We start from the raw sequence: 23432 nt of genomic DNA, 5'->3' as shown, positions 1-23432 counted from the left end.
AAAATATTTAGATGATTTAAACGATTGAAATAATTTCAATCGTTTCAACAGCTTGAGGCGGCATTCCCCTTTAAAAAAACTTCTGTTATCCGCGAATGGCAGCTTAGGGAGAGACTGGCGCATAAGGCGCCGGATCCAGGGAAAGGGTTGGATGATGGACGCGAAGATGTTGAACAAGATGAGCTCTGCGCCTGGTTTCATTGCGGCGCTGGACCAGAGCGGCGGTTCGACACCCAAAGCGTTAGGCCTCTACGGCGTCTCTGAATCGGATTACCAGAGCGAAGAGGAAATGTTCCGCCTGATGCACGCAATGCGGGTTCGCATCATGACCGCGCCGGCCTTCACCGGCGACAAGGTGATCGGCGCAATCCTTTTCGAGCGAACCATGGATGGCGACGTAAACGGCCAGCCGGTTCCGTCCTACCTTTGGGAGGAACGCAGCGTCGTACCGTTCCTGAAGGTCGACAAGGGTCTTGAGGCGGAAGAAAACGGCGCCCAGGTGATGAAGCCGATGCCGGATCTGGACGCGCTGCTGATCCGCGGTCGCGAAAAGGGCATCTTCGGCACCAAGATGCGCTCCGTCATTGCGCATGCTGACAAGGCCGGCATTGCGGCGGTCGTGAAGCAGCAGTTCGAAGTCGCCCGCCAGATCATCGGCCAGGGCCTGATGCCGATCATCGAGCCGGAAGTTTCGATCAAAAGCCCGACCAAGCAGGAAGCCGAAGCGATTCTTCGCGACGAGATTGCCGCACAACTCGACAAGCTGCCGGCCGGCGAAACGGTCATGCTGAAGCTGACCATCCCGACTGTCGCTGACTTCTACGCGCCGCTGGTGGCGCACAAATCGGTCGTTCGCGTCGTGGCGCTTTCCGGTGGCTACAGCACCGCGGATGCGTGCGAAAAGCTCAGCCACAACCGCGGCATGATCGCGAGCTTCTCGCGCGCGCTGACCGAGAACCTGCGCGTCTCCATGAGCGACGACGAGTTCAACAAGAGCCTGGCTGCAACGATCGACCAGATCTACGCGGCGAGCGTCAACAAGTCCTGATTAAGGCTACACGAGATATCTCGAAGAGGCGGTAGGAGAACGCCTCTTCATGGGAGGAAGAAGGCCGCCCCGGCAACGGAGCGGCCTTTTCGTTGTCAGTCTTCCGACCGGCTGTCGCTCTCGCGGTTCCGCTCGAAACCCTTCACCGGGAACGGCGGCAACCAGCTTTCCCGTCGGATGGTCCAAAGCTCATAGGTCGGTTTGAACTGGTTCGGCTTATCGAGCGAACCGAGGTTGATCTCGACCTCGTCGCCGCTGCGGCCAAAGACGGGCGATCCGCAACGTGGGCAGAAATGACGGCCGGCATAAGATCCGGTCTCGCCTGTTACGGTGACGGCATTTTCGGGAAAGATCGCCGAGGCGTGGAAAAGCGCCCCGTGGTGCTTGCGGCAATCCAGGCAATGGCAGATCCCGACCCGGTACGGTCGCCCGGTTGCCACGAACCGGACCTGCCCGCAGGAGCAACCACCTTCAACCCGTTCCATTTGTCCCTCCTCTCTTCGCGTGAAGGCGAAGACAAGCAAGGATCTGCGGCCAGATCAACCTCAGGTGCCGGTCAACTCCCGCAGGATGAGGGCAGCACTCCACAACGCGAAGGCAAACAGCGCCAGCTTCCAGAAATCGGCGCGACGCCTCAGACCCGGCAGGCCGAGAGGCTTGATGATCTGGGCGATCATCGCAAGCATGAGCAGGACGGCGATTGCCTTGGTCATTCTGGTCTTCGTTCCGGCAAGCGCCACAGGCTGGACATTTTTGCCCTCCACCACAGATAGTTCCGGAGGGGATTTGGGGACCGTTATCCGCTCCGCCTTCGTTAACGCGCGGTTCAGCTCTATGCAACAATGCTAGCGCCGGAGCTACCGCGAGTCGCAGACGCACATGAGCAGATCGCAGCAAAGATGAGACGAAACCTCCTTCCAGTCCTCGCCCTCCTTTGCGGAACGCTCTTCCTCTTCCTGGGCAATGGCCTGCAGGGTCTGCTGCTTCCGGTCCGCGGATCCCAGGAAGGTTACTCGAACGAGGTGCTCGGCCTGCTCGGCACCACCTGGGCATCCGGCTTCGTCATCGGCTGTTTCGTGGCGCCCAATGTGGTGCGCCGCATCGGCCATGTGCGCGCCTTCTCCGGCTTCCTGTCGCTGATCTGCCTCAACGTGCTTTTGACCGGTCTGCTCGTCGACCAGAACACCTGGCTGGTGTTGCGCGCCATTACCGGTTTTTGCACTGCCGGCACCTCGATGATCATCGAAAGCTGGCTGAACGAGCGGGCGACGCCGGAAAACCGCGGCACGATCTTTTCCTTCTACATCTCGATCACCCTGCTCGGCGTGGTCGGCGGCCAGTTGATGGTGCCGCTCGCCGATGTCGCGACCGCAACGCTCTTCATGGTCTGCGGCATCCTGTATTCGATCGCCGCACTGCCCACGACACTTTCCAAGGCGGCATCGCCGCAGCCGCTGAAACGGGCGCGGCTCGATCTCAAGGCGCTGTTCCGCAATTCGCCCATCTCCTGCATTGGCATCCTGCTGATCGGCACTGCCAACGGCGCGTATGGCACGCTCGGCGCCGTGTTCGGCACCCGAGCCGGGCTCGACAACGGCGCGGTCGCCGCGATGGTCTCGATCACCATTTTTGCCGGCGCCATCATGCAGTTTCCGGCCGGGCGCCTCTCTGACCGGATGGATCGCCGCTATGTGCTGGCGGGCCTCTCGGCTGCTGCCGCACTTGCCGGTCTTGCGATCGTCGCGATCCGCCCCGCTGATGTCTATGGCATTGTGGTGCTGGTGGCGATCTACGGCGCTGCGGCGAACGCGCTTTATCCAATCGCCGTCGCCCATGCTAACGACTTCGCCGCGCCAGAGGACTTCGTGAAGGTGTCCGGCGGGTTGCTGCTTTTGTTCGGCATCGGCACGATCATCGGCCCGACACTTGGCGGCCCGGTGATGACCTGGGCTGGTCCCTATGCACTCTTCTCCGTCACCGCCGGGGCGCATGCACTTGTGGCGATCTATGCCATCCTGCGCGCACGTAAACGCGCGCCCGTGCCCGCGGCCGATCGCGGCGCCTATACGACGGCTGCAGCCTCCACCGCGCCGCATGTGACACCGGAAAGCCTGTCGCTCGATCCGCGGGCCGCGAGCGAGACCCAGCCAGGCCGCTAAGGAGGAGGAACGCGCATGAGCTTTTTTGAAGACGATCGCCCCAAGAAACCGGTGACTCACGAAATCGGTGCCGACCTGTCGCTGCTGTCGGCTGACGAGCTCGACTCACGCGTCAGGCTGTTGAAGGAAGAGATTGCGCGCCTCGACGCCGAGAAGGAACGCAAGCTCGCCGGACGGCGCGCTGCCGACAGCTTCTTCAAGAGCTAAAGCGTCGCGTTTCTGGACAAGACAAGTAAATATTGAGCGCCTTTAAGACTATATTAATCATTAATAGAGAATATAAGACCGTCCAGGCTTCCTGGACTCAGACAGTTTCACCGTTCGGCGAATGGTCTGATTTCTCCCTGTTTTACCTTGAGAGCCGCCTTTCCGCGGCTCTTCTTTTTTGTTCTGTTGCCATTTCCGGCGTTTACGTTAGAGCTACAGGCGGCAGGTGCGTAGGGAAACGGGACAGCCACACGCCTTCCGCTTAGACGAAAGGCAAAGGCGTTTACCACTTCTTGTGGGTATTAACCTTTCCTTAACAAACGCCTTGCGGATTTGCATTATAGGTATCATGTTCAAGGTCGTTGAGACCCGAGCGGAACTTTTCCGCGGCAAGGTCATTGCCTGAAGTAATTGCGTTAGCAGGATGAATTCGATGTCCGAACTGGGATTGAACACTGTCAGTTTCGCCGGCCGCGCCGCAGCATCGTCGCAGTTCAAGGCGCTTTACACCGAGGGCATGGCGCTGGTTGAAGAAACCGCCAGCTACCTCGATGGCACCGGCCGCGCTGCGTCCAAGGTTCTTCCCCGCATGGCATCCGTGCTTTACGCGGCCGAGTCTATGCGGCTCACCACCCGCCTCATGCAGATGGCATCCTGGCTCCTGCTGCAGCGCGCCGTCAACAATGGCGAGATGAGCCGCGACCAGGTTCTGTCGGAAAAGAACAAGGTTCGCCTCGAAGGCTTCAACGTCGACCGCAATGCCCCGGGCTGGAACGACCTGCCGGAAGGTTTTCGCGATCTCGTGGAGCGCTCGCTTCGCCTGCAGAATCGCATCGCCCTGCTCGACCGTGAGATCTACCGCCCCGAAGAGCCGGCCGTCATGCCGGACAACGAGAACAGCGTTCGCGCCCAGCTGAACCTTCTCCAGACCGCCTTCGGCAACTAAGCATCCGAACATCGAAATTGCAAAAGCAGGCCTCGCGCCTGCTTTTTTCGTTTCTGCCGGGCTTGTTCTTCCTGAAACGCAGGCAACAAAAAACCCGGCTTTCGCCGGGTTCTTCGAATTGGATGTCTTTGGCCGATTAGAGGCCGAGACCACCAAAGCGCTTGTTGAACTTCGAAACGCGGCCGCCGCGGTCCAGAAGCTGCTGGTTACCGCCGGTCCAGGCCGGGTGCGACTTCGGGTCGATTTCGAGGTTCATGGTCTCGCCTTCCGAACCCCAGGTCGAGCGGGTTTGGTATTCGGTACCATCGGTCATGACGACCTTGATCATGTGGTATTCGGGATGGATGCCAGCCTTCATGTCGATAATCCTGCGCTGCGAGGTCCATGTGTCGCATATGCGAGCGAGGACGCTCTGTAATAAATGAAGCCGCTGACCGATCCGGCCACGGCTTCCCAATTCGATGCGGAGCCTATACAGGAAGGCCAGCCGAAGTACAAGTACCCGCGCGACCTGAAACCGCGCTCCCGCATGCCGAGGAAAAATTGGCCGAATCCCGAGAACAGCAGCCGAGAACCAAAGCCCTTAGACCGCTGACAAGGCTGCTTCCGTATCTTGCGCGGTATCGCTCGCTCGTCGCCGCTGCCGTCTTCTTCCTGATTCTCGCCGCCGCCACCACGCTTGCACTGCCGCTGGCCGTCCGGCGCATGGTGGATCACGGATTTGCCGCCGCTGACGGCAGCTTCATCAACAACTATTTCGGCATGCTGATGGCGCTGGCCTCGATGCTCGCGGTCGCGAGCGCCATGCGCTACTATTATGTCATCACCATCGGCGAGCGCGTGGTCGCGGACCTGCGCCGCGAGGTCTTTGCGCATATCACCCGACTGTCGCCTTCTTTCTACGACGTCAACCAGTCTGGCGAGATCGTCTCGCGGCTGACAGCGGACACGACGCAGATCAAGTCGGCGTTCGGATCTTCCGCTTCGCAGGCGCTGCGCAACACGATCCTCTGTCTCGGCGCCATGGGCATGATGATCTATACGAGCCCGAAGCTGTCTGCGCTGGTGCTCGGCGCGATCCCCTTGATCGTCTTTCCGCTGGTCGCCTTCGGCCGCTCCGTGCGAAAGCGCTCGCGCGCTGCCCAGGATACGCTCGCCGCGACATCCGCCTTCGCAGCCGAAGTGATCGGCGCTACCCGCACCGTCCAGGCCTTTGGTGGCGAGGCGACGGCGACCAACCGTTATGCTGGAACCGTGGAAGACGCCTATGGCGCGGCGCGGGCGGCCATCCGCGCCCGCGCGTTGCTGACCGGCTTTGCGATTCTCCTCGTCTTCGGCAGCATTGTCGGCGTGCTCTGGTACGGCGCCCAAAGCGTACTCTCCGGCACGATGACAGCCGGCACGCTCGGTCAGTTCGTACTCTATTCGGTGATTGCGGCCAGCTCGCTTGGCCAGCTGTCCGAAGTCTGGGGCGAGTTGTCGGCAGCCGGCGGCGCGGCTGAACGCCTGACTGAACTGCTGGAAGAAGTGCCCGCGATTCGCGACCCGCAGACGCCCATGGTACTTCCGGCCCCTCCGCGCGGCGAGGTGGAGTTCGATGCGGTCTCCTTCGCCTACCCGACGCGGGTGAGCTCGATCACGCTCAACAACCTGTCATTCCATGTGAAGCCGGGCGAGACGGTTGCGATCGTCGGGCCGTCCGGTGCCGGCAAGAGCACCATCTTCTCGCTCCTCATGCGCTTCTATGATCCGGCATCGGGCACCGTGAAACTCGATGGCGTCGACCTGCGGCAGGCGCGGCTGGAAGAGCTTCGGGCGCGGCTGGCGATCGTCCCGCAGGACGTGACGATCTTTGCCGCCTCGATCCACGACAACATCGCCTTCGGCATGCCAGACGCCAGCCGTGAGGCCGTGCGTGCCGCAGCGATTGCCGCCCAGGCCGACGAGTTCATCTCGAAGCTCGACAATGGTTATGACACGCTCGCTGGCGAGCGCGGCATCACCCTGTCCGGTGGCCAGCGCCAGCGCATCGCGATTGCGCGCGCGATCCTGAAGAACGCGCCGGTGCTGTTGCTCGACGAAGCGACCTCGGCGCTCGATGCCGAAAGCGAAACGCTCGTCCAGAAGGCGCTCGACAGCCTGATGCAGGATCGTACCACGCTGGTGATCGCCCATCGGCTCGCCACCGTTCTGAAGGCCGACCGGATCCTCGTGCTGGAAGACGGCAGGGTGGTGGAGGAAGGAACCCACCAGAGCCTGGTGGCGCAGGGAGGGCTTTATGCCAAACTTGCCCGGCTTCAGTTCCAGGACATCGAACAGCGCTTGCCCTCCGCGGTCTGATAGAGCCGCCAAGCGGTTCGCGTGACACCATGTTGAAGCGCCCATGACGAGCCTGGACCCGCAGACATCGCCGCTTGACCTCTGGCTCGACGAGATCCAGTCACGGACCTTCAGGTTCTTCTGGGACGGCGCCCATCCGCAAAGCGGCCTTCCCTTCGACAAATGTTTCGTCTCCGGCGCCCCCTCACCCAACATCATCTCGGTGAGCGGCGTTGGCTTCGGTGTGCTCGCGATCATTGTCGCGACGCAACGCGGCTGGATCAGCCGCAGAGAAGCGCTTGAGCGGCTGGCACGCATGTTGGAGCATCTCGCCCGCTCCCCGCGCTTCCACGGCGCCTTTGCGCACTTCCTCGACGGCACAACGGCCGACGCCATGCACTTCTCCAAAAAGGACAACGGCGGCGATCTTGTCGAGACGACTTTCCTGATGCAGGGGCTCATCTGCGCCCGCCAATACTTCTCCGGCGGCACGGAGGAGGAAGAGGCGCTCTGCTACCGCATCAACCGCCTGCTCGAGACGGTGGAATGGAACTGGTACACGCGCGGCGTCGACGATGGCCCGCTCTACTGGCACTGGAGCCCGAACTACAACTGGATCATGAACCTGCCGATCCGCGGCTGGAACGAGGCCCTGTCAACCTATGTGCTGGCTGCCGGCTCGCAGACCTTCCCCATATCGGCAGACAGCTACCACAAGGGCTGGGCACGCTCCGGAGAGATGCGCAATGGCGCAAACTATCTCGGCACGCTCCTGCCACTCGGCGAGCCTTATGGCGGCCCGCTTTTCCTCGGGCAATACAGCTTCTGCGCGCTCGACCCACGGGGCTTGAGCGACGCCTATTGCGACGATTACCTGGCACAGGGCGTTGCGCATGCCCGCATCAACCACGACTACTGCATGACCGTGCCGGAATATCGAGCCACCGGTGTCTGGGGTCTCACCGCATCCGAAGGCCCGCGGGGTTACGGTGCCTTTTCGCCGATAAATGACAAGGGCGTCATCGCGCCGACAGCCGCGCTTTCCAGCTTACCCTTCCTGCCTGCGGAAGCCGAAGCGGCGATGCGCGCCATACTGGGTTACGGGCGGGGTAAACTCTACGGACGCTTCGGTTTCATCGACTCCTTCAAGCCGAAGACCGGCTGGATGGCGCCGACCTATCTCGCGATCGACCAGGGGCCGATCATCGCCATGATCGAGAACTTTCGTTCAGGCCTGCTGTGGAAGCTGTTCATGAGCGCGCCGGAGGTGCGGCGTGGCCTGTCGCGGCTCGGCTTCACCTCGACCACCCACGGCATCAGCCCTGCCGACGCCTGATCAGTCGGCGCGCTTGAAGGTCCATTTGACGATGTGCTTGCCGTTGCGCTTCGTCTTCGTCTTGATCTTGAAGGTCACCGGGCCACCGAGCGCTTCCTCAGCCTCGGCGAATATCTGCCGGGCATCGGCCATCGCCTTGTGATAGGTGCTGTTCTCGCGCTTCGGGCTGTCCGCGACGGCCTTCAACACCGCGCTCATGTCTGGCTTCTCGGTCATGGATTAGCGTTCCGTCAGCTTCAGCTCGATGCGGCGGTTCTGCGACCGTGCGTCCGGCGTATCACCCGGCGCGATCGGCTGGAACTCGCCGAAGCCTGCCGCGACGAGACGGTTTGCCGGTACGCCCTTGGAGATGAGGTACTTCACCACGGAGGTGGCCCGTGCCGAGGAGAGCTCCCAGTTGTCGCGGTAGCGTCCGGTGCCCGACAGCGGTGCGTTATCGGTGTGGCCATCCACACGCAGCACCCAGTTGATTTCCGCCGGGATCTCCTTGGCGAGATCAAGCAGCGCGGTGGCGAGCTTGTCCATCTCAACCCGGCCAGCCGGATCAAGCTCGTTGCCACCGACGGGGAACAGAACCTCGGACTGGAACACGAAGCGGTCGCCGACGATGCGGATGTTTTCGCGGTCGGAAAGGATTTCGCGCAGCCGGCCAAAGAAGTCCGACCGGTAACGGTTGAGCTCCTGTACCCGCTGCGCCAGCGCCACGTTGAGCCGTCGGCCGAGATCGGCGATCTGCGCCTGCGAAGACGCATCCTTCGCCTCCGATGCCTGCAGTGCCTGCTCCACGGCAGCGATCTGCGCCCGTAGCGCGGCGATCTGCTGGTTCAGCAATTCCACCTGGCTTGCCGCACGCGCACTGATCTGCTGTTCCTGGTTCAACTGGTTGGTAAGCTCGCCGATTTTTGCATTGGCGGCCTCGCTGTTGCCCGCGCCCTGGTTCAGCAATTGCTGGAGCCGCGAGCGCTCGCTTTCGGCAGTCGCGAGCGACGACTGCAGGGTCACAAGCTGGTCCTCGAAATCCTGGCTGTTGCTCTTTTCCAGCGCCAGCAGTTCGGTCAATTCGGCGATCTGGCTATTCAGCCGGTTCAGAACCTCGTCACGGCCGGATATCTCGCGGCTGAGCAGGAACTGCGCCAGCACGAAGACGGTAAGCAGGAACATGATGGCAAGCAGCAGCGTGGACAGGGCGTCCACGAAGCCTGGCCAATAATCGACACCCCGCTCGCGACGGCGGTTCTTGCCGAGCGCCATCTGTTACTTCCCTCCGATCTTGTCGGAGAGCCGGTCGAGGGTGCGCCGCATGGCTTTCGATTCTTCCTGCTGGGCTTCGATCCAGTCGCGCAACATCTGCTGCTCGTTGCGCATGTTCTTGACCAGCCCCTGGATGCCTTCGGCAAGATTGGCCATGGCCGAGAGCGACCGATCGTTGGTCGCGCCGTCACTTGAGCCCCTCGCCTGCGCGGCCGCAAGCGCCCGAAGCTGTTCGGTGAGCGCCCGCAACTCGGCCGAGGAGCCGGTGGAGGCCACCGGTGCTGCGACCGGCAGGTCGGAGCCGAGGTCGGTCACCGAGGACAGCCAGTTTTCAAGCTCGGTGTAGAAGCGGTTCTGGGCGCGGCCCGCCTGCAGGTCGAGGAAACCCAGGATCAGCGAGCCGGACAGACCGAGCAGCGAGGACGAGAACGCTGTGCCCATGCCGCTCAGCGGCTGCGCCAGGCCCGATTTGATGGCGGCGAGCACGTCGTTGGAGCTGCCGGAATTCGGGTCGAGCGCGCCGATGACGTTGCTGATCGAGCCGATCGTTTCGATGAGGCCCCAGAAGGTGCCGAGCAGGCCGAGGAAAACCAGTAGGCCGATCAGGTAGCGGGACGTGTCGCGCGATTCGTCGAGCCGGGTGCCGATCGAGTCGAGGATGGAGCGGAAGGCGGTGGTCGACAGCGCCATCTCGCGACGGCTGCCGATCAGCGTGCGCATCGGCGCGAGCAGCTTAGGCTCGCGGCCGACCTTGTCAGCGCTGCCGGCAGCCCGGAAAGAGTTGAACCACCGGACTTCCGGAACCAGCCCTATCACCTGGTTGAAGACCAGGATGATGCCAATCAGCAGAACGCCGAGGATCAGCCCGTTGAGGCCCGGGTTTGTCTGGAAGGCATGCGCTGCCTGTCGGTACAGGATGGCGGCGACGAAGCCGACGATGATCAGGAAGATCGCCATCGTCCACAGGAAGGAGGCGGGATTGGAGAGCTTGTACAGATAGCCACCGCGGCCTGTCTCCGACTCGTCCAAATCGCCCACTGTCGCATTCGCCATGACGCATTGTCTCCGGTACTAGGTTGCGCCGGAGGCTAGTGGAAAAATGCGACGAATTGAAGTGCGGAACCTGCGGAAAACAGTGAGATATCCCGCTCCTGCACCGCAAGTTCACTTCAATGGAGGCTGAACTCAGCGTTGCGGTACAGGCCGGTTTGCGACTTCCAGCAGCGCCTTCTGGATGAGTTCGTTGCCGGCAACCACATTGCCGCTCTCGAACATGCTGTTGGTTCCGCGCATGTCGCTGACAAAGCCGCCAGCTTCACGGATCAATACGAGGCCGGCTGCCATGTCCCACGGCGACAGATCGGTTTCCCAGAAACCGTCGAGACGACCGGCGGCGACATAGGCGAGGTCAAGCGCTGCGGCGCCAAGGCGGCGAATGCCGGCGACTTCACCCATCACGTGGCGCAGTTCAACGAGGAACTTGCCGTGGTTGCCGCGGCCAAGATGCGGCGCGCCGCAACCGATGACGCAATCGGACAGAACGCGGCGGGCAGCCACGCGGATACGGCGGTCGTTGAGGAAGGCGCCGCCGCCCTTTTCCGCCGTATAAAGTTCGTCCGTGGCCGGGTTGAAGATGACGCCGGCAACGATCTCGTTGTTGCGCTCAAGCCCGATCGACACGGCGAACTGCGGAATGCCGTGCAGGAAGTTGGTCGTGCCATCGAGCGGGTCGACGATCCAGCGATGGGCGCCGTCGGTGCCTTTTTCTTCGCCGCCTTCTTCGCCGAGGAAGCCGTAGGTCGGGCGCGCCTTCAACAGCTCGTCGCGCACGATCTTCTCAGCTTTCAGGTCAGCCTGGGAAACGAAGTCACTCGGCCCCTTCACCGAGACCTGCAGGTTCTGCACCTCGCCGAAATCGCGCGATAGCGACTTGCCGGCCTTGAGGGCAGCCTGAACCATGACATTGAGAAGGGCGGAGCGAGCCATGAAGGAAATCCTTGGGGAACCGTCTGCATGCGTGGGTGCAGAACGCTATTATCTCATTCTTGATTGATGGGCGGCTTCATGACCACAAAAATGCGGGAAATTCAAGTCGCGCCGAGGCCTCATCAAGCATGGCAGCCATGTTTGCGGGTGCCGGAGATGCTCCAATTCGGAACGATGGCGCTTTGCCGACGTTGCGCAGGCTCACGTCCCAAGGAGCGATCAATGAGCGAGAACCTGAAGAGCGGCGACAAGGTGACCTGGAACACCAGCCAGGGCAAGACCGAAGGCAAGGTTGTCAAGAAGCAGACAAGCCCGACCAAGATCAAGGGCCACGAGGTGAAAGCCTCCAAGGACAATCCCGAATATATCGTGGAAAGCGCCAAGACCGGCAAACGCGCCGCCCACAAGCCGGACCAGTTGCACAAGACCAGCCACTGACCTGGTGATCAGCCTGAAGGATCAGCCGCGGCGGAACCGGTTCGCGGCCTCGATCGCCTTCTTCTGGGTTTCCTCGTTGATGCCGAGGTAGAAATCTTCCAGTTCCGGATCCTGCAGCCCCGCCCTGCGTGACAGGACATACCACTTGGCCGCCTCGACCGGATTGGGCCGGGTGCCGAGCGCATTGATGTAAAGATGCGCGAGCTTGTTCTGGGCCGCCACATTGCCGCGACTTGCGGCAATCTTGATCCACTGGAAGCCCTTGTCATAGTCGCGCTCGCCGGCAACGCCGTTGACGTACCAAAGGCCCATGTCGAGCTGCGCCGTATCGAAGCCAGCTTTTGCGGCCCGTTCCAGCCAGGTTCGCGCCTGCGCCTTCTTTTCCTCCGGCACGTCCTTCAGCGTCATGTAGAGCTGGGCCACGGCATATTGCGCATCCGCAACGCCCTGCGCGGCCGACTTCTCGTAAAAGGGAAGCGCCAGCCGCAGCCCCTTTTCGCCGGGGTTCTCGGAAACCAGGATCTGCGCCCAGTTAAACTGTGCAGACGAATTGCCGGCCTCGGCTGCCTTGCGCATGTATTCGTCGGCGAGCTTCTTGTCGCGCGGCACGTCGCGACCGGACATCAATAACAGCGAATACTGGAACATCGCGGCCGGATCGCCACCCTCGGCGGCTTTCTGGTACCAGAAAGCCGCAGCCTTGGTGTCGCGCTTGACCCCCTGCCCCTTCGTCGTCATTTCGGCGACGAGCGTCTGCGCGGCGGCATCGCCTTCACCGGCGCGTGTCAGTGCCTTGTCGAGTGCCGTCAGGTAGAGCCCGCGCTGGTAGGCGCCGTAAGCTTCGTCAATCGGCCCGTTATACGGCTTTTCCGGCGGAGCAGGCGGAAGGGCAGCACCCATGCGCTGGTAAACGTTGACGCCGCTCGACGGGACAATGCCGTCGGGCTGGCTGTCAGCCGGCTGGTTACCCTTGGCAGCTCCCGCAACAGGCCGGGTTTCCACCCGATCACTCTTGATCGGCTGGTTGTCAGGCTCGAGCGGACGCGTGATCGCCTTCTGGTCCGATTGGGACAAGGCAGCAGGCGGCAAAGAGATGAGCGCGGCCAATGCCACGCCCAGACTGCCACAAATCACACGCAAAGATCGGTTCGAACCCATGGGCAGCCATCAAGCCTCAAACCGTGGCGCTTTTTCGTCCAGCAAGGCGTTGACGGCAGCGACAGCGGCAGCGCTTCCTTCGGGATGGGAGAAAACAGCGCTCCGGAGCGCCACGAACTCGGCGCCGGCTTCGGCGACAGCCAGTGCGGAAGAAAGATCCGTGCCGCCCATGACGATGCAGGGGATCTCGATCATCGAGGCCCACCATTCGCCGAGCGCCAGGTTCTTCGGATGAGCTTCCGGCTTGATGTCGCCGTCAAGCTTGCCAAAGAAGATATAGTCGGGCCGCAGTTCGCCGACCTCCAGCGCCTGGTGCCGGTCGGAGGCACCGCCGGCGCCGACGATCATCTTCGGCGCATGCTTTTCGATCGCCTCGCCCAGTTCCTCGACATTGCCGGCAATGTGCAGCCCGTCAGCCTTGGTGCGACCGGCAATCCGGGTATCGCCGGCGACCAGGGCGGCAGCACCTGCATCCTGGATGATCGGGATCAGTGTCTCGGCGCGTTTCTGGAACACCTGGTCGTCCGAACCATATTGCGGAACGATGACCGAGGCGACGTCGCCCGCTGCTAGCGCGGCTTCAAGGTTTTTTGCCTGTTCGGCAAGATCCTCGGCCTCCGGTACGATCAGGACCAGTCGGCAGCGCTCTTCCATTTTACTCATCTCATGTCCGTTCAGCGGATAAGGAGACAAATCCGCGCTCGTGTTCTGTTCACAAGTTCGATAAACCGGACCGATTGAAGGATCAACCGCCCCGCCTCCGCTTAGGTCTGCACTGCACCCCTGATGACCGATTCCCTGACACTCGCCTTTTTCACCTTTGCCGTTCCGGCCGTGCTGCTTGTCGGGCTCTCGAAGGGCGGCATCGGCGGCGCGATCGGCCTGCTCGGCGTGCCGTTGATGTCACTGGCGGTCGATCCCGTGCGGGCGGCGGCGATCTTCCTGCCGATCCTCATCGTCATGGATATCGTCGCCCTGTGGTCATGGCGGCACTTCAACGACCGCAAGACGCTGTTGATGATCCTGCCGGGCGGCGTCATCGGCATTGCGCTCGGCTGGGCGACCTCGGCCTATGTGTCCGACAACGCGCTGCGACTGGTGATCGCCACCGCCACCATCCTCTTTACCGTGCGCTACTTCTGGCAGGTCTATGGACCCCATTCACGGGTGCCGCGGGAACCCCTGCCGCATCGTCCGGTCACGGCAACCTTCTGGGGTTCGCTCTCGGGTTACGCGAGCTTCGTTGCACATGCCGGCGGGCCGCCGTTCCAGATCTACGTGCTGCCGATGCAGCTTGACCCGAAGGCCTATACAGGCGCCAGCATCCGCTTCTTCGCCATCGTCAATGCGGTGAAGGTGATCCCTTACTTCTTCCTCGGCGCGCTGGACCGCGAGAACATGTTCATCTCGATGACCCTGCTACCGGTGGCGCTTGTCGCGACCATGCTCGGGGCCGCTGTCGTCAAGCACCTGAAGGCCGAAGTCTTTTACCCGATGACCTATGGCCTCGCCTTCTTCGCTGGCCTCAAGCTGTTGTGGGATGGGTTGTTCGGCTGACACGCCAAGCACAGCTGGTCTCGCCCGCTTGCTGCAATGCACAATGCGTCTTGTCGCATCGATGGGTTTGGCTTAGGCTGCCGCCATGAGCTCTTTGGATCCCTTTGCAGCCATAGCTGATCCGAACCGGCGATATCTGCTGGAAGAATTGCGCCGCGCACCAAAAACGGTGAATGAACTGGCGCAGGGCCTGCCGATCAGTCGGCCGGCGGTGTCACAGCATCTGAAGGCATTGCTGGACAGCAATCTCGTGACGGTGAAGAACCACGGCACGAAGCGCATCTATTCGGTCAATACCAAGGGCTTCGACCGCATGAACCTGTGGCTTGATCAATTCTGGTCGTGACCTTCGGTGTGCAAGTCACTCTGTTGGAGTCCGTCAACCACGACCAGAATCTTTAGTTCTTAAGGCTTGGATTGTTTTTGCCGCTGTCGGGCCCGTTCGCGGCTGGAACATGGGCTAGCGGCTCGTTTCTCCTTGAGAGAGTTAGTGACGCGTAGAGGCTTTGAGACGCTGCAACTCATCCTTGAGGCGCAGCTTGCGGCGCTTGAGATCGGCGATTTCCCGATCGTCCGCGGAGGGCGAAGCAAGAATGCTTTGGAGCTCCTCCTCGAGAGCACCATGCTTCTTTTCAAGCGATGCGATATGAGCCTGGACGGTCATGTGGCATGTTCCTCCTTGGTCCACCTGCCCCGACAATCCCTTCTGCCGAGGCTTCAGGTTTACATTAGCAGTGTGACATGATCGGGCACGTTTGTCGAAGGAGAAATCGTGGCCTGATGCGGGCAAATTCATGGCGCCGGCTAACTTCCAGTTAACGCGGTTTGATGGTAGAGGCTTGCGCAACTGACCGGCAGATCGGAAATGGCTGGTATGAGAATGGGGATTGAACCATGGCTGACCAGGAACAGGCGGATATCCGGCTGACACTCGCAAAGCTTCGCCAGGAGCACGAGGATTATGACGCCGCCATCAACGCCATGATCCAGGTCGGCTCCGAGGCGCTTCGCATTCAGCGGATGAAAAAGAAGAAACTGGCCATCAAGGACAAGATGAGCCAGCTTGAAGACCAGATCATTCCCGACATCATCGCCTAAGAGGCTCGACATGGCTGAAAGACCTGCCGTTGCTATCATCATGGGCAGCCAGTCCGACTGGGAAACCATGAAGAATGCTGCCGACACGCTGGAGGCGCTCGATATCGGTTACGAGGCCCGCATCATCTCGGCGCATCGCACGCCCGAACGGATGATGAGCTTTGCCAAGGGTGCCCGCGACGAAGGTTTCCAGGTCATCATCGCCGGTGCCGGCGGTGCCGCCCACCTGCCGGGCATGACGGCGGCGATGACGCCGCTTCCTGTCTTTGGCGTGCCGGTGCAGTCCAAGACGCTTTCGGGCCAGGACAGCCTGCTTTCGATCGTCCAGATGCCGGCCGGCATCCCGGTCGGGACATTGGCGATCGGCCGCGCCGGGGCCATCAACGCCGCCCTGCTGGCAGCCTCCGTGCTTGCGCTCAATGACGACGGCATCGCCGAGCGGCTCGATGAATGGCGTGCCCAGCAGACCGCCGCCGTCGCAGATTATCCGATCGACGAGGCTCTATGACCATTTCCACCATCGGGATCATCGGCGGCGGCCAGCTTGGCCGCATGCTGGCGATCGCCGCCGCCCGGCTGAACTTCCGCACCATCATCCTGGAGCCGCAGGCCGATTGCCCCGCCGCCCAGGTCGCCAATGCCCAGATCGCGGCGGCCTACGATGATCCGGCAGCGCTTGCCGAGCTTGCCGAGCGCTGCGACGTCGTCACCTATGAATTTGAAAACGTGCCGGTCGCGGCGGCAGAAGCGCTGCAGCACACCGTTCCCGTTTATCCTCCGGCCAAGGCGCTGGAAGTTGCCCAGGATCGCCTCACCGAAAAACGCTTCCTGAACTCCTGTGGCATCCGCACAGCCGATTTCCGCGCCGTCGACAACCAGGAGGGCCTCGAAGCGGCGCTTGCCGAATTCGGCGGCAAGGGTGTGCTGAAGACCTGCCGCATGGGTTACGACGGCAAGGGCCAGCGCGTATTTCGCTCCACGGATGACAGCCCGGCCGGCGCATTCGAGGCCTTGGGCTCGGTACCGCTGATTCTCGAAAGCTTCGTTCCCTTCGAACGCGAGGTGTCGATTATCGCCGCCCGCAGCCGCGACGGCCATGTTTCATGCTACGATCCGGCGGAGAACGTGCACCGCAACGGAATCCTCCACACCTCGACCCTACCGGCGCGCATTTCGGAATCAGCTGCGGCCACGGCGCGCGACTCGGCCAAGAAGCTTCTCGATGCGCTCGGTTATGTCGGTGTGATCGGCATCGAATTCTTCCTGATGAGCGACGGCACGCTGATCGCCAACGAAATTGCCCCGCGCGTCCACAATTCCGGCCACTGGACGGAAGCGGCCTGCGTGGTGTCCCAGTTCGAGCAGCATATCCGCGCCGTTTCCGGCCTTTCGCTCGGCGATCCGGCCCGACATTCCGACTGTGTCATGACCAACCTGATCGGCGACGACATCAAGGACGTGCCGGTCTGGCTCGCCAGGAAGGACGTGCTCGTCCACCTCTATGGCAAGACGGAATCCCGCCCCGGCCGCAAAATGGGCCACGTAACGGAGTTGAAAAAGCCGTCACAAGGTTGACACGCAGGGTGGCTCGGGTTATCTGCACGCCCAACCGGAGCGCGCCCCTCTTGTCTAAAAATTGGCGGCGCGCTTTTGATTGATAGAGACAAGCGGCTTCAACGCCCACAGACTGCTGGACCAGTACAATGAAGATCAAGAACTCGCTTAAGGCGCTCAAGGCTCGTCACCGCGATAACCGTCTGGTTCGCCGCAAGGGTCGCGTTTACATCATCAACAAGCAGAACCCGCGCTTCAAGGCTCGTCAGGGCTGATATGTCGGCTGGCCGCAGCTTTTAGTGGCCGCTGATCAAATTGTCGGTAGTGCGACAATTCGGGTTTGACCTCCAGCGCATGCGGATTACCTTATCCGCATGCGCTATTTTCGTTCGATTATCCTGATTCTGCCCGCGGTCCTGGCAGCCCTTCCCGCGTTATCCCAAGCGGCGATGGCTCAGTCGGTCGTGCCGGAAACGACCCTGCCGGATCCGCCGAAGAACGCGGCGCCGCAATCGACGCCGGCCGAAACCGCACCCGCGGCAAAAGCCGCCAAGCCGATTGACCCCCTGTTCGAGGCACTGAAGCGCGAGCGCAACCCGGACAAGGCGCGCGGCATCGCCACGCAGATCATGACCGATCTCAACGACTCGGGCAGCGCCACCGTCAACCTCCTGATGCAGTGGGCTGCCACCGCCATCAAGGAGAAGCGCAATGCCGCGGCACTCGACTTCCTGGACCAGGTGACCGTCCTCGACCCTGCCTATCCGGAAGGATGGAATCGCCGTGCGACGTTGCATTACACGATGGGAAATACGCGCAAATCCATGGCCGACATCGCCGAGGTCTTGAAGCGAGAGCCGCGACATTTCGGGGCGATCGCCGGCATGGCGGGCATCCTGATGCAGTCCGGCAAGGACGAGTTGGCGCTGAAGGCCTGGGAGGACTACCTCGCGATCTATCCGGCTGACCGAGACGCACAGGAGGCGGTGACCAAGCTGTCTGAAAAGATCGCCGGCAACCGCACCTGAGAAGCGCGACTCGCTGACGCGATGATCCTCATTCCCCTGATCCTGCTCGGCATCCTTGCTGCGGCTTTCGGCTTCACCACCTGGAAGGCGCTTGCGATCGAGAAGGCCTATCCGAATATCGGCGAACTGACCGATGTAGGCGGCTTCCGGATGAATGCCGTGCATGTTCCGCCACCACCGAATGCCGACCTGCCGCCGATCGTCTTCATCCATGGCGCCAGCGGCAACCTGCGCGACCAGCAGGCGGCCTTCCGTCCCCTGCTGGAGGGGCGCGCGGAAATGCTCTTTGTCGACCGTCCTGGCCATGGTTATTCCGAACGCGGCGGGCCGGAGAACGATTTTCCGGATGGCCAGGCCGGCGCAATCGCGCGGCTGATGGAAAAGCGCGGCATCGACAGGGCGATCATCGTCGGCCACTCCTTTGGTGGCGCCATCGCCGCAAGCTTTGCACTGTACCACCCGGAGAAGACGGCAGGCCTTCTCTTTCTTGCGCCGGCGACACATCCCTGGCCGGGCAGCATCGACTGGTACTACAAGCTGACGGCGCGCCCGGTGCTTGGACGCCTGTTCAGCCACCTGCTGGCGCTGCCGGCAGGGCTACTGATGATGGACGGCGCCACCCGCTCGGTCTTCTCGCCCAACCCCTGCCCCGCATCCTACAAGGACAATGGCGCGCCGGCGCTCGTGCTGCGGCCGGCAACCTTCCGCTACAACGCGATCGATGTCGCCAACCTCAACGGTTACGTGACGCGCGTGGCGCCACGCTACCGGGAGATCAAGGCGCCGACGGTGATCATCACCGGCGATCAGGATGCGATCGTTGCCGAGGAAATCCACTCCGTCGGGCTGGCGAATGATATCGCGGGCTCCGAACTCATTTGGATCCGCAACCTTGGCCACAAGCCGGATTACGTGGCGACCGATGTCGCGGTGGCGGCGATCGAAAAGCTGTCCGGCTTGCCGCGGGATCTCCAGTCCGCTGCAGCGCTGGCCGAAGCACGCATAGCACGGCATGCGCAGGAGCCGGCAGCCGCCCTCGACCTTGCCATCGAAAAGACCTGACCGACCCAAGCCGCAAATGAAAAAGCCGCCGGATCGCTCCGACGGCTTTAGCAGCTCAATCTGCGTGGCGTCAGATGCCCGTCTGGCCGTCCGAGCCGATATAGGCGATGCGCAGCATGTTCGTCGCGCCCGGCGTGCCGAGCGGAACGCCGGCGGAGATGATCAGCCGATCACCCGGATTGCCGAAGCCTTCGGAGACGGCGATGCGGCAGGCGCGGTTCACCATGTCGTCGAGGTCGGTTGCATCCTGCGTCACGACGCAGTGCATGCCCCAGCAGAGCGACAGGCGGCGCGCCGTCTGCACGATCGGCGAGAGCGCGATGATCGGCACATTCGGCCGCTCGCGCGAGGCACGAAGTCCCGTCGTGCCGGAGGACGTATAGGTGACGATGGCGGCAAGCCGCAGCGTTTCGGCGATCTGGCGGGCAGCGAGCGAAATCGCATCGGCGCCGGTCGCTTCCGGGGTCGCGCGCTGGGCATAGATGATGCTCGGGTAGAGCGGGTCGTGCTCCACCTGCCGCGCGATCGAGGCCATCATCGCAACCGCTTCGACCGGATACTGGCCGGAAGCCGATTCAGCCGACAGCATCACGGCATCAGCGCCTTCAAACACGGCAATCGACACGTCCGATACTTCGGCGCGCGTCGGCACCGGCGAGGAAATCATCGATTCCAGCATCTGCGTGGCAACGACAACCGGCTTGCCGGCCCGGCGACATGCGCGCGTCAGTTGCTTCTGGATGCCCGGAACCGCCTCGATCGGCATTTCGACGCCAAGGTCGCCACGGGCAACCATCACGGCGTCGGAAAGCTCGATGATCTCGTCGATCCGCTCGAGCGCCTGCGGCTTTTCGATCTTCGACATCACGCCGACGCGACCGCGGGCGATCTTGCGCACTTCGGCAAGGTCATCCGGACGTTGCACGAAAGACAGCGCCACCCAGTCCACCTCATTGGTGGCGAGCGCAGCGTCGAGGTCGGAACGGTCCTTCTCGGTCAGCGCGCCGACGCCAAGTAGCGTATCGGGCAGGCTGACGCCCTTGCGGTCTGAAATGCTGGTGCCGGCAACCACGGTGCAGACGATCTTCGTGCCGTCCGCCTGCTCGGCCTTCAGTGCGAGCTTGCCATCATCGATCAGCAGGCGGTCGCCTGGTTTAACCGCTTCCAGGATTTCCGGATGCGGCAGGAAGACGCGCGTTTCGTCGCCCGGTTCGTCGCGGTTGTCGAGCGTAAACGTCTGGCCGGCCGTGAGCGTCACCTTGCCGGCGGCAAACTTGCCAACGCGCAGCTTGGGCCCCTGCAGGTCGCAGAGAATGCCGATCGGGCGGCCGCAACGTTCTTCGACCGAACGGATCCGGCTGATCAGGGTGCGCATCATGTCATGGCTCGAATGGCTCATGTTGATGCGAAAAAGGTCTGCTCCCGCTTCATGCAGCTTCTGGATCATATCCTCTTCGGAGGATGCAGGTCCCAGCGTCGCTAGGATCTTTACTTTGCGGTAGCGCCTCATCAATTCTGGCCTTCTTGCGTGCCGGGCGTATCGGAAAGCTGAACCATCCAGCTTCCCTGACGTCCTGTATCATATTCCTTGAAGCCCATGCGCTGGTAGCCACGGGCGAAACAATCGTTGACGCCGACGATCTTGAACTCGTTTTCCGCGACGCACATGTTGATATTGCCGGTCCAGCGGCCACCACGAGCCGCGTCTTCGGCGTATAGATAATAATATCGCGACTTCAACTCGCCTTCGATGAGCGTCGCACAGGTGGAGGCAGGCACCTGCCACCAGCCCTCCGTGGTCCAGCCTTCCGCGGCGCGGTAACCGATGGCGACGCCGACGAGGTTCTGCGTTCCGTTGCACACGCGGAAATCGGCATGCGCGGCAGTGGCGACGAAAAGCGGGCCACCGGTGGCAACAATCGCGCCGAGAACGGGAACGGAAAGAAGGGAGCGAACTGCGGATCTTGGGGATTTTTTCGACACGGTTTCCGTCAGGACTCCATGGTTATTGGTGAAGCACTTTCTCGCAAGGCGACACCTGAAAGTCAACGCAAGTCTAATCGATTAGCCCGATCCCCTGCGATTGCCCTTCAACGGCCACCGCCGCTTGCGTCGCCCGCCTGCTCGTGCAACTAACGTTGCTTTCCCAGACCTCAAGACGCCATCCCGCATCATGCAAGACTTTGCACCTTTCGAGATCATAGACGGCGATTATGACCGAGGCATGGTGCTTCTGGCCGATCACGCCATGAACCGGCTGCCGCCCGCTTATGGCAGCCTTGGCTTGCCGGAAGCTGCCTTCGGGCGGCACATCGCCTACGACATCGGCATCGAGGGGCTGACGCGGGCGCTCGCGTCCCGCCTCGGCGTTCCCGCCGTGCTCGGATGTTTCTCCCGCCTGCTGATCGACCCAAACCGCGGCGAGGACGATCCGACGCTCATCATGAAGATTTCAGATGGCGCGATTATCCCCGGCAACCATCCGATCACCCAGGAAGAATGGGACCGGCGGCTCGACACCTACCACCGCCCCTACCACCGCGCCGTCGAGGAAACGATCGCCAGGGCGCAGACGCCGCAGCGCGCGCCGCTGGTGCTCTCGCTCCATTCCTTCACGCCGTTCTGGAAGAACTTCGCGCGGCCGTGGCATGCCGCGGTCCTGTGGGATACCGACCACCGCGCCGTGCTTCCGCTGCTGGAAGCGCTGCGGGCGCCGGGCGATCTCGTGATCGGCGACAACGAGCCTTACGACGGCGCACTGAAGGGCGACACCATGTACCGCCATTGCATGATGACCGGCCGGCCGCATGCGCTTCTGGAAGTGCGCCAGGACCTGATCGCCGACGAGGATGGCATCGCCGCCTGGGCAGAAAGGCTCGCTCCCATCTTCAATGCGCTCAACGCAAACCCCATCTTGCACGAATACAAGATTTTTCCGTCGCGCACCGGGCCCTACCCCGCGTGACTGGCACAGGAGGCGCTTCATGACCGAACTCAGCAGACAACAGCAGACGGAATTCGAGGCCGCTGCCTTTCGCCGCCTGGTGCAGCACCTGCGCGAGCGCACCGACGTCCACAATATCGACCTGATGAACCTCGCCGGCTTCTGCCGCAACTGCCTGTCGAACTGGTACAGGGACGCGGCAACCGAGGCAGGCGTCGATTTATCGAAGGATGCCTCCCGCGAAATCGTCTACGGCATGCCCTACGACGATTGGAAAAACCTTCATCAGAAAGAAGCGGATAGCGCTCAAAAAGCCGCATTCGACGTTAACAAACCCGCGCATGGCTGAAATGGCGCGGGTGATCGATTGGGCTTGACCTGGGCGCCGCTTTTCGGCAGTTGACCACCACGCAGATAAAATTCCCAATATCAGGAGACACCGATGTCTGATGCTCATGGCGTCGCCCGCGACCAACTCCGCGCATTCGTTGAGCGCATCGAGCGTTTGGAAGAAGAAAAGAAGACCATCGCCGACGACATCAAGGACGTCTATGGCGAAGCCAAGTCGATGGGTTTCGACACCAAGATCCTGAAGAAGGTCATTGCCCTTCGCAAGAAGGACGATCAGGAGCGCATGGAAGAGGACCTGATCCTCGATACCTACCTCGCAGCGCTTGGCATGATCGAAGGCCCGCCGGAGCAGGACGCGGCCTAAAACCGGGATCCAATCCTGACCAGAGCCCGCCACTGGCGGGCTTTTTCATGTCCGCCTCGGTCTTCAGGCCGCGAAACCTTTGCGTTGCATGCGCGTTGCTATGTCGAAGGAGTCGACATGGCCACATCATACGAGTTCCATACCCGTGATCCGGACAAGCTTTCCGACAGCGAAGTGCTTGCCGCCGCCCATGAACGTGTCGAAGCCTATCTTGCCTTCCTGCGCAGTGAACGTCTCGGCAACGATGTCATCGACGTGAGCGAACTGCCATGCAGCAAGGTGTCCCTGGAGAACTCGATCCGACTGGTGATCGCCACCGAGCCTCGCAAGCCGGTCCGCCGGCGCCTTGCCTCTGCCGGCCTGACGCTGGCGCAGTTCCAGCCGGATGTCGGGGCGCGCGTGTCGATCGAGCCCGCCTACGGCGTCAACCCCAAGACGTCACACTCCTCTGCACGGGCCTTCAGCCGCTTCGATACGGCGCTGGAGCGGATGGAGAAGGATATCGACCGGCTGCGCAAGCTCTTCGTGCAGTCCGAAGCCATGGCCGAACGGCGTTTCGAGCAGCAGAACATGGGCCCGCCCTTCAAGGAGGACGGCACCTATGCCTGGTATGGTCATCACTGAAT

31 protein-coding genes are annotated in these 23432 nt (G+C 62.0%); 19 read left to right on the top strand and 12 right to left on the bottom strand.

Annotation, left to right across the window (positions count from 1 at the left end; genetic code table 11):
• Positions 1-151 precede the first annotated feature (151 nt).
• Entirely contained in the window at positions 152-1048 is an 897-nt protein-coding gene (locus tag M0654_RS04195; protein ID WP_248681969.1) for a fructose bisphosphate aldolase, read from the top strand.
• 95 nt (positions 1049-1143) lie between these two features.
• Here the strand turns inward: M0654_RS04195 and M0654_RS04190 are convergent, their stop codons facing one another.
• Positions 1144-1533, bottom strand: coding sequence for a GFA family protein (locus M0654_RS04190; RefSeq protein WP_248681968.1), 390 nt, complete (start codon positions 1531-1533; stop codon positions 1144-1146).
• Positions 1534-1593: 60 nt separating this feature from the next.
• Entirely contained in the window at positions 1594-1761 is a 168-nt protein-coding gene (locus M0654_RS04185; RefSeq protein WP_248681967.1) for a hypothetical protein, read from the bottom strand.
• A gap of 186 nt (positions 1762-1947) precedes the next feature.
• On the opposite strand from M0654_RS04185, the gene M0654_RS04180 reads away from it, so the two are divergent.
• The 3 genes from M0654_RS04180 to rcdA all read left to right on the top strand — a co-directional run bounded on the left by M0654_RS04180 (position 1948) and on the right by rcdA (position 4360).
• Positions 1948-3207, top strand: a complete 1260-nt coding sequence (locus M0654_RS04180; RefSeq protein WP_118850380.1) for an MFS transporter — start codon at positions 1948-1950, stop codon at positions 3205-3207.
• 15 nt (positions 3208-3222) lie between these two features.
• Positions 3223-3414 (top strand): DUF1192 domain-containing protein, encoded by a 192-nt coding sequence (locus M0654_RS04175; RefSeq protein WP_248681966.1) that lies wholly within the window; start codon positions 3223-3225, stop codon positions 3412-3414.
• Positions 3415-3847: 433 nt separating this feature from the next.
• On the top strand, positions 3848-4360 hold the full coding sequence (rcdA, locus tag M0654_RS04170; protein ID WP_118850382.1) for a protease adaptor protein RcdA: 513 nt from the start codon (positions 3848-3850) through the stop codon (positions 4358-4360).
• Between the two features lie 136 nt (positions 4361-4496).
• Here the strand turns inward: rcdA and rpmE are convergent, their stop codons facing one another.
• Positions 4497-4718: a 50S ribosomal protein L31 gene (gene rpmE / locus M0654_RS04165; RefSeq protein ID WP_118850383.1), complete on the bottom strand. Its 222-nt coding sequence runs from the start codon at positions 4716-4718 to the stop codon at positions 4497-4499.
• A 185-nt stretch (positions 4719-4903) separates the two neighbouring features.
• Between rpmE and M0654_RS04160 the strand changes: the two genes are divergently transcribed.
• Both M0654_RS04160 and M0654_RS04155 read left to right on the top strand, forming a co-directional pair.
• Positions 4904-6700, top strand: a complete 1797-nt coding sequence (locus M0654_RS04160) for an ABC transporter transmembrane domain-containing protein (RefSeq protein WP_248681965.1) — start codon at positions 4904-4906, stop codon at positions 6698-6700.
• Between the two features lie 43 nt (positions 6701-6743).
• Positions 6744-8015 carry a glucoamylase family protein gene (locus M0654_RS04155; RefSeq protein WP_248681964.1) on the top strand — a complete coding sequence of 424 codons (1272 nt, stop codon included), beginning with the start codon at positions 6744-6746 and terminating at the stop codon, positions 8013-8015.
• Here the strand turns inward: M0654_RS04155 and M0654_RS04150 are convergent, their stop codons facing one another.
• From M0654_RS04150 to M0654_RS04135, 4 genes are all read right to left on the bottom strand, one after another.
• On the bottom strand, positions 8016-8231 hold the full coding sequence (locus tag M0654_RS04150; RefSeq protein WP_248681963.1) for a hypothetical protein: 216 nt from the start codon (positions 8229-8231) through the stop codon (positions 8016-8018).
• Positions 8232-8234: 3 nt separating this feature from the next.
• The gene (locus M0654_RS04145; protein ID WP_248681962.1) at positions 8235-9266 is read right to left on the bottom strand and encodes a peptidoglycan -binding protein; all 1032 of its coding nucleotides are present in this window, start codon (positions 9264-9266) and stop codon (positions 8235-8237) included.
• A gap of 3 nt (positions 9267-9269) precedes the next feature.
• Positions 9270-10319 carry a flagellar motor protein MotA gene (locus M0654_RS04140; protein ID WP_248681961.1) on the bottom strand — a complete coding sequence of 350 codons (1050 nt, stop codon included), beginning with the start codon at positions 10317-10319 and terminating at the stop codon, positions 9270-9272.
• A 132-nt stretch (positions 10320-10451) separates the two neighbouring features.
• The gene (locus M0654_RS04135) at positions 10452-11252 is read right to left on the bottom strand and encodes an inositol monophosphatase family protein (RefSeq protein ID WP_118850389.1); all 801 of its coding nucleotides are present in this window, start codon (positions 11250-11252) and stop codon (positions 10452-10454) included.
• Positions 11253-11474: 222 nt separating this feature from the next.
• Here M0654_RS04135 and M0654_RS04130 point away from each other — a divergent pair, with 222 nt between their 5' ends.
• Positions 11475-11690 (top strand): hypervirulence associated TUDOR domain-containing protein, encoded by a 216-nt coding sequence (locus M0654_RS04130; RefSeq protein ID WP_248681960.1) that lies wholly within the window; start codon positions 11475-11477, stop codon positions 11688-11690.
• Positions 11691-11711: 21 nt separating this feature from the next.
• Here the strand turns inward: M0654_RS04130 and M0654_RS04125 are convergent, their stop codons facing one another.
• The gene (locus tag M0654_RS04125; RefSeq protein WP_248681959.1) at positions 11712-12848 is read right to left on the bottom strand and encodes a tetratricopeptide repeat protein; all 1137 of its coding nucleotides are present in this window, start codon (positions 12846-12848) and stop codon (positions 11712-11714) included.
• A gap of 9 nt (positions 12849-12857) precedes the next feature.
• Positions 12858-13511, bottom strand: a complete 654-nt coding sequence (locus M0654_RS04120; protein ID WP_118850392.1) for a thiamine phosphate synthase — start codon at positions 13509-13511, stop codon at positions 12858-12860.
• A 123-nt stretch (positions 13512-13634) separates the two neighbouring features.
• Here M0654_RS04120 and M0654_RS04115 point away from each other — a divergent pair, with 123 nt between their 5' ends.
• Together M0654_RS04115 and M0654_RS04110 are read left to right on the top strand one after the other, a co-directional pair.
• On the top strand, positions 13635-14405 hold the full coding sequence (locus M0654_RS04115; RefSeq protein ID WP_248681958.1) for a sulfite exporter TauE/SafE family protein: 771 nt from the start codon (positions 13635-13637) through the stop codon (positions 14403-14405).
• 85 nt (positions 14406-14490) lie between these two features.
• Entirely contained in the window at positions 14491-14751 is a 261-nt protein-coding gene (locus M0654_RS04110; RefSeq protein WP_118850394.1) for an ArsR/SmtB family transcription factor, read from the top strand.
• Between the two features lie 141 nt (positions 14752-14892).
• Here the strand turns inward: M0654_RS04110 and M0654_RS04105 are convergent, their stop codons facing one another.
• On the bottom strand, positions 14893-15069 hold the full coding sequence (locus M0654_RS04105) for a YdcH family protein (protein WP_118850395.1): 177 nt from the start codon (positions 15067-15069) through the stop codon (positions 14893-14895).
• 230 nt (positions 15070-15299) lie between these two features.
• Here M0654_RS04105 and M0654_RS04100 point away from each other — a divergent pair, with 230 nt between their 5' ends.
• The 6 genes from M0654_RS04100 to M0654_RS04075 all read left to right on the top strand — a co-directional run bounded on the left by M0654_RS04100 (position 15300) and on the right by M0654_RS04075 (position 19147).
• The gene (locus M0654_RS04100) at positions 15300-15503 is read left to right on the top strand and encodes a YdcH family protein (protein ID WP_118850396.1); all 204 of its coding nucleotides are present in this window, start codon (positions 15300-15302) and stop codon (positions 15501-15503) included.
• Between the two features lie 10 nt (positions 15504-15513).
• The gene (gene purE / locus M0654_RS04095) at positions 15514-16011 is read left to right on the top strand and encodes a 5-(carboxyamino)imidazole ribonucleotide mutase (RefSeq protein WP_248681957.1); all 498 of its coding nucleotides are present in this window, start codon (positions 15514-15516) and stop codon (positions 16009-16011) included.
• On the top strand, positions 16008-17078 hold the full coding sequence (locus M0654_RS04090) for a 5-(carboxyamino)imidazole ribonucleotide synthase (protein WP_248681956.1): 1071 nt from the start codon (positions 16008-16010) through the stop codon (positions 17076-17078). Before purE ends, M0654_RS04090 begins: the two co-directional genes overlap by 4 nt.
• 128 nt (positions 17079-17206) lie before the next feature.
• Positions 17207-17332, top strand: coding sequence for a type B 50S ribosomal protein L36 (gene ykgO / locus M0654_RS04085; RefSeq protein ID WP_003497670.1), 126 nt, complete (start codon positions 17207-17209; stop codon positions 17330-17332).
• Between the two features lie 99 nt (positions 17333-17431).
• Complete coding sequence (locus M0654_RS04080; RefSeq protein WP_248681955.1) at positions 17432-18085, top strand: hypothetical protein; 654 nt, start codon at positions 17432-17434, stop codon at positions 18083-18085.
• 21 nt (positions 18086-18106) lie between these two features.
• A complete protein-coding gene (locus tag M0654_RS04075; protein ID WP_248681954.1) occupies positions 18107-19147 on the top strand; it encodes an alpha/beta fold hydrolase in 1041 nt (346 codons plus the stop codon).
• Between the two features lie 70 nt (positions 19148-19217).
• Here the strand turns inward: M0654_RS04075 and pyk are convergent, their stop codons facing one another.
• The gene (pyk, locus tag M0654_RS04070; RefSeq protein ID WP_248681953.1) at positions 19218-20657 is read right to left on the bottom strand and encodes a pyruvate kinase; all 1440 of its coding nucleotides are present in this window, start codon (positions 20655-20657) and stop codon (positions 19218-19220) included.
• Entirely contained in the window at positions 20657-21067 is a 411-nt protein-coding gene (locus M0654_RS04065; RefSeq protein WP_245450474.1) for a DUF1036 domain-containing protein, read from the bottom strand. Before M0654_RS04065 ends, pyk begins: the two co-directional genes overlap by 1 nt.
• Positions 21068-21320: 253 nt before the next feature.
• Here M0654_RS04065 and M0654_RS04060 point away from each other — a divergent pair, with 253 nt between their 5' ends.
• From M0654_RS04060 to M0654_RS04045, 4 genes are all read left to right on the top strand, one after another.
• The gene (locus tag M0654_RS04060) at positions 21321-22112 is read left to right on the top strand and encodes an N-formylglutamate amidohydrolase (RefSeq protein ID WP_248681952.1); all 792 of its coding nucleotides are present in this window, start codon (positions 21321-21323) and stop codon (positions 22110-22112) included.
• A 19-nt stretch (positions 22113-22131) separates the two neighbouring features.
• A complete protein-coding gene (locus M0654_RS04055; RefSeq protein WP_248681951.1) occupies positions 22132-22440 on the top strand; it encodes a DUF1244 domain-containing protein in 309 nt (102 codons plus the stop codon).
• A 93-nt stretch (positions 22441-22533) separates the two neighbouring features.
• A complete protein-coding gene (locus tag M0654_RS04050; RefSeq protein WP_118850405.1) occupies positions 22534-22806 on the top strand; it encodes a DUF2312 domain-containing protein in 273 nt (90 codons plus the stop codon).
• Positions 22807-22923: 117 nt separating this feature from the next.
• A complete protein-coding gene (locus M0654_RS04045; protein ID WP_248681950.1) occupies positions 22924-23430 on the top strand; it encodes a hypothetical protein in 507 nt (168 codons plus the stop codon).
• Positions 23431-23432 lie beyond the last annotated feature (2 nt).

Source organism: Neorhizobium turbinariae (assembly GCF_023223505.1).
GTDB classification, from domain to species: Bacteria; Pseudomonadota; Alphaproteobacteria; order Rhizobiales; family Rhizobiaceae; genus Neorhizobium; species Neorhizobium turbinariae.
The sequence above is the reverse complement of the archived record's forward strand: the minus strand, read 5'-3'. Positions and strand labels throughout refer to the sequence as shown.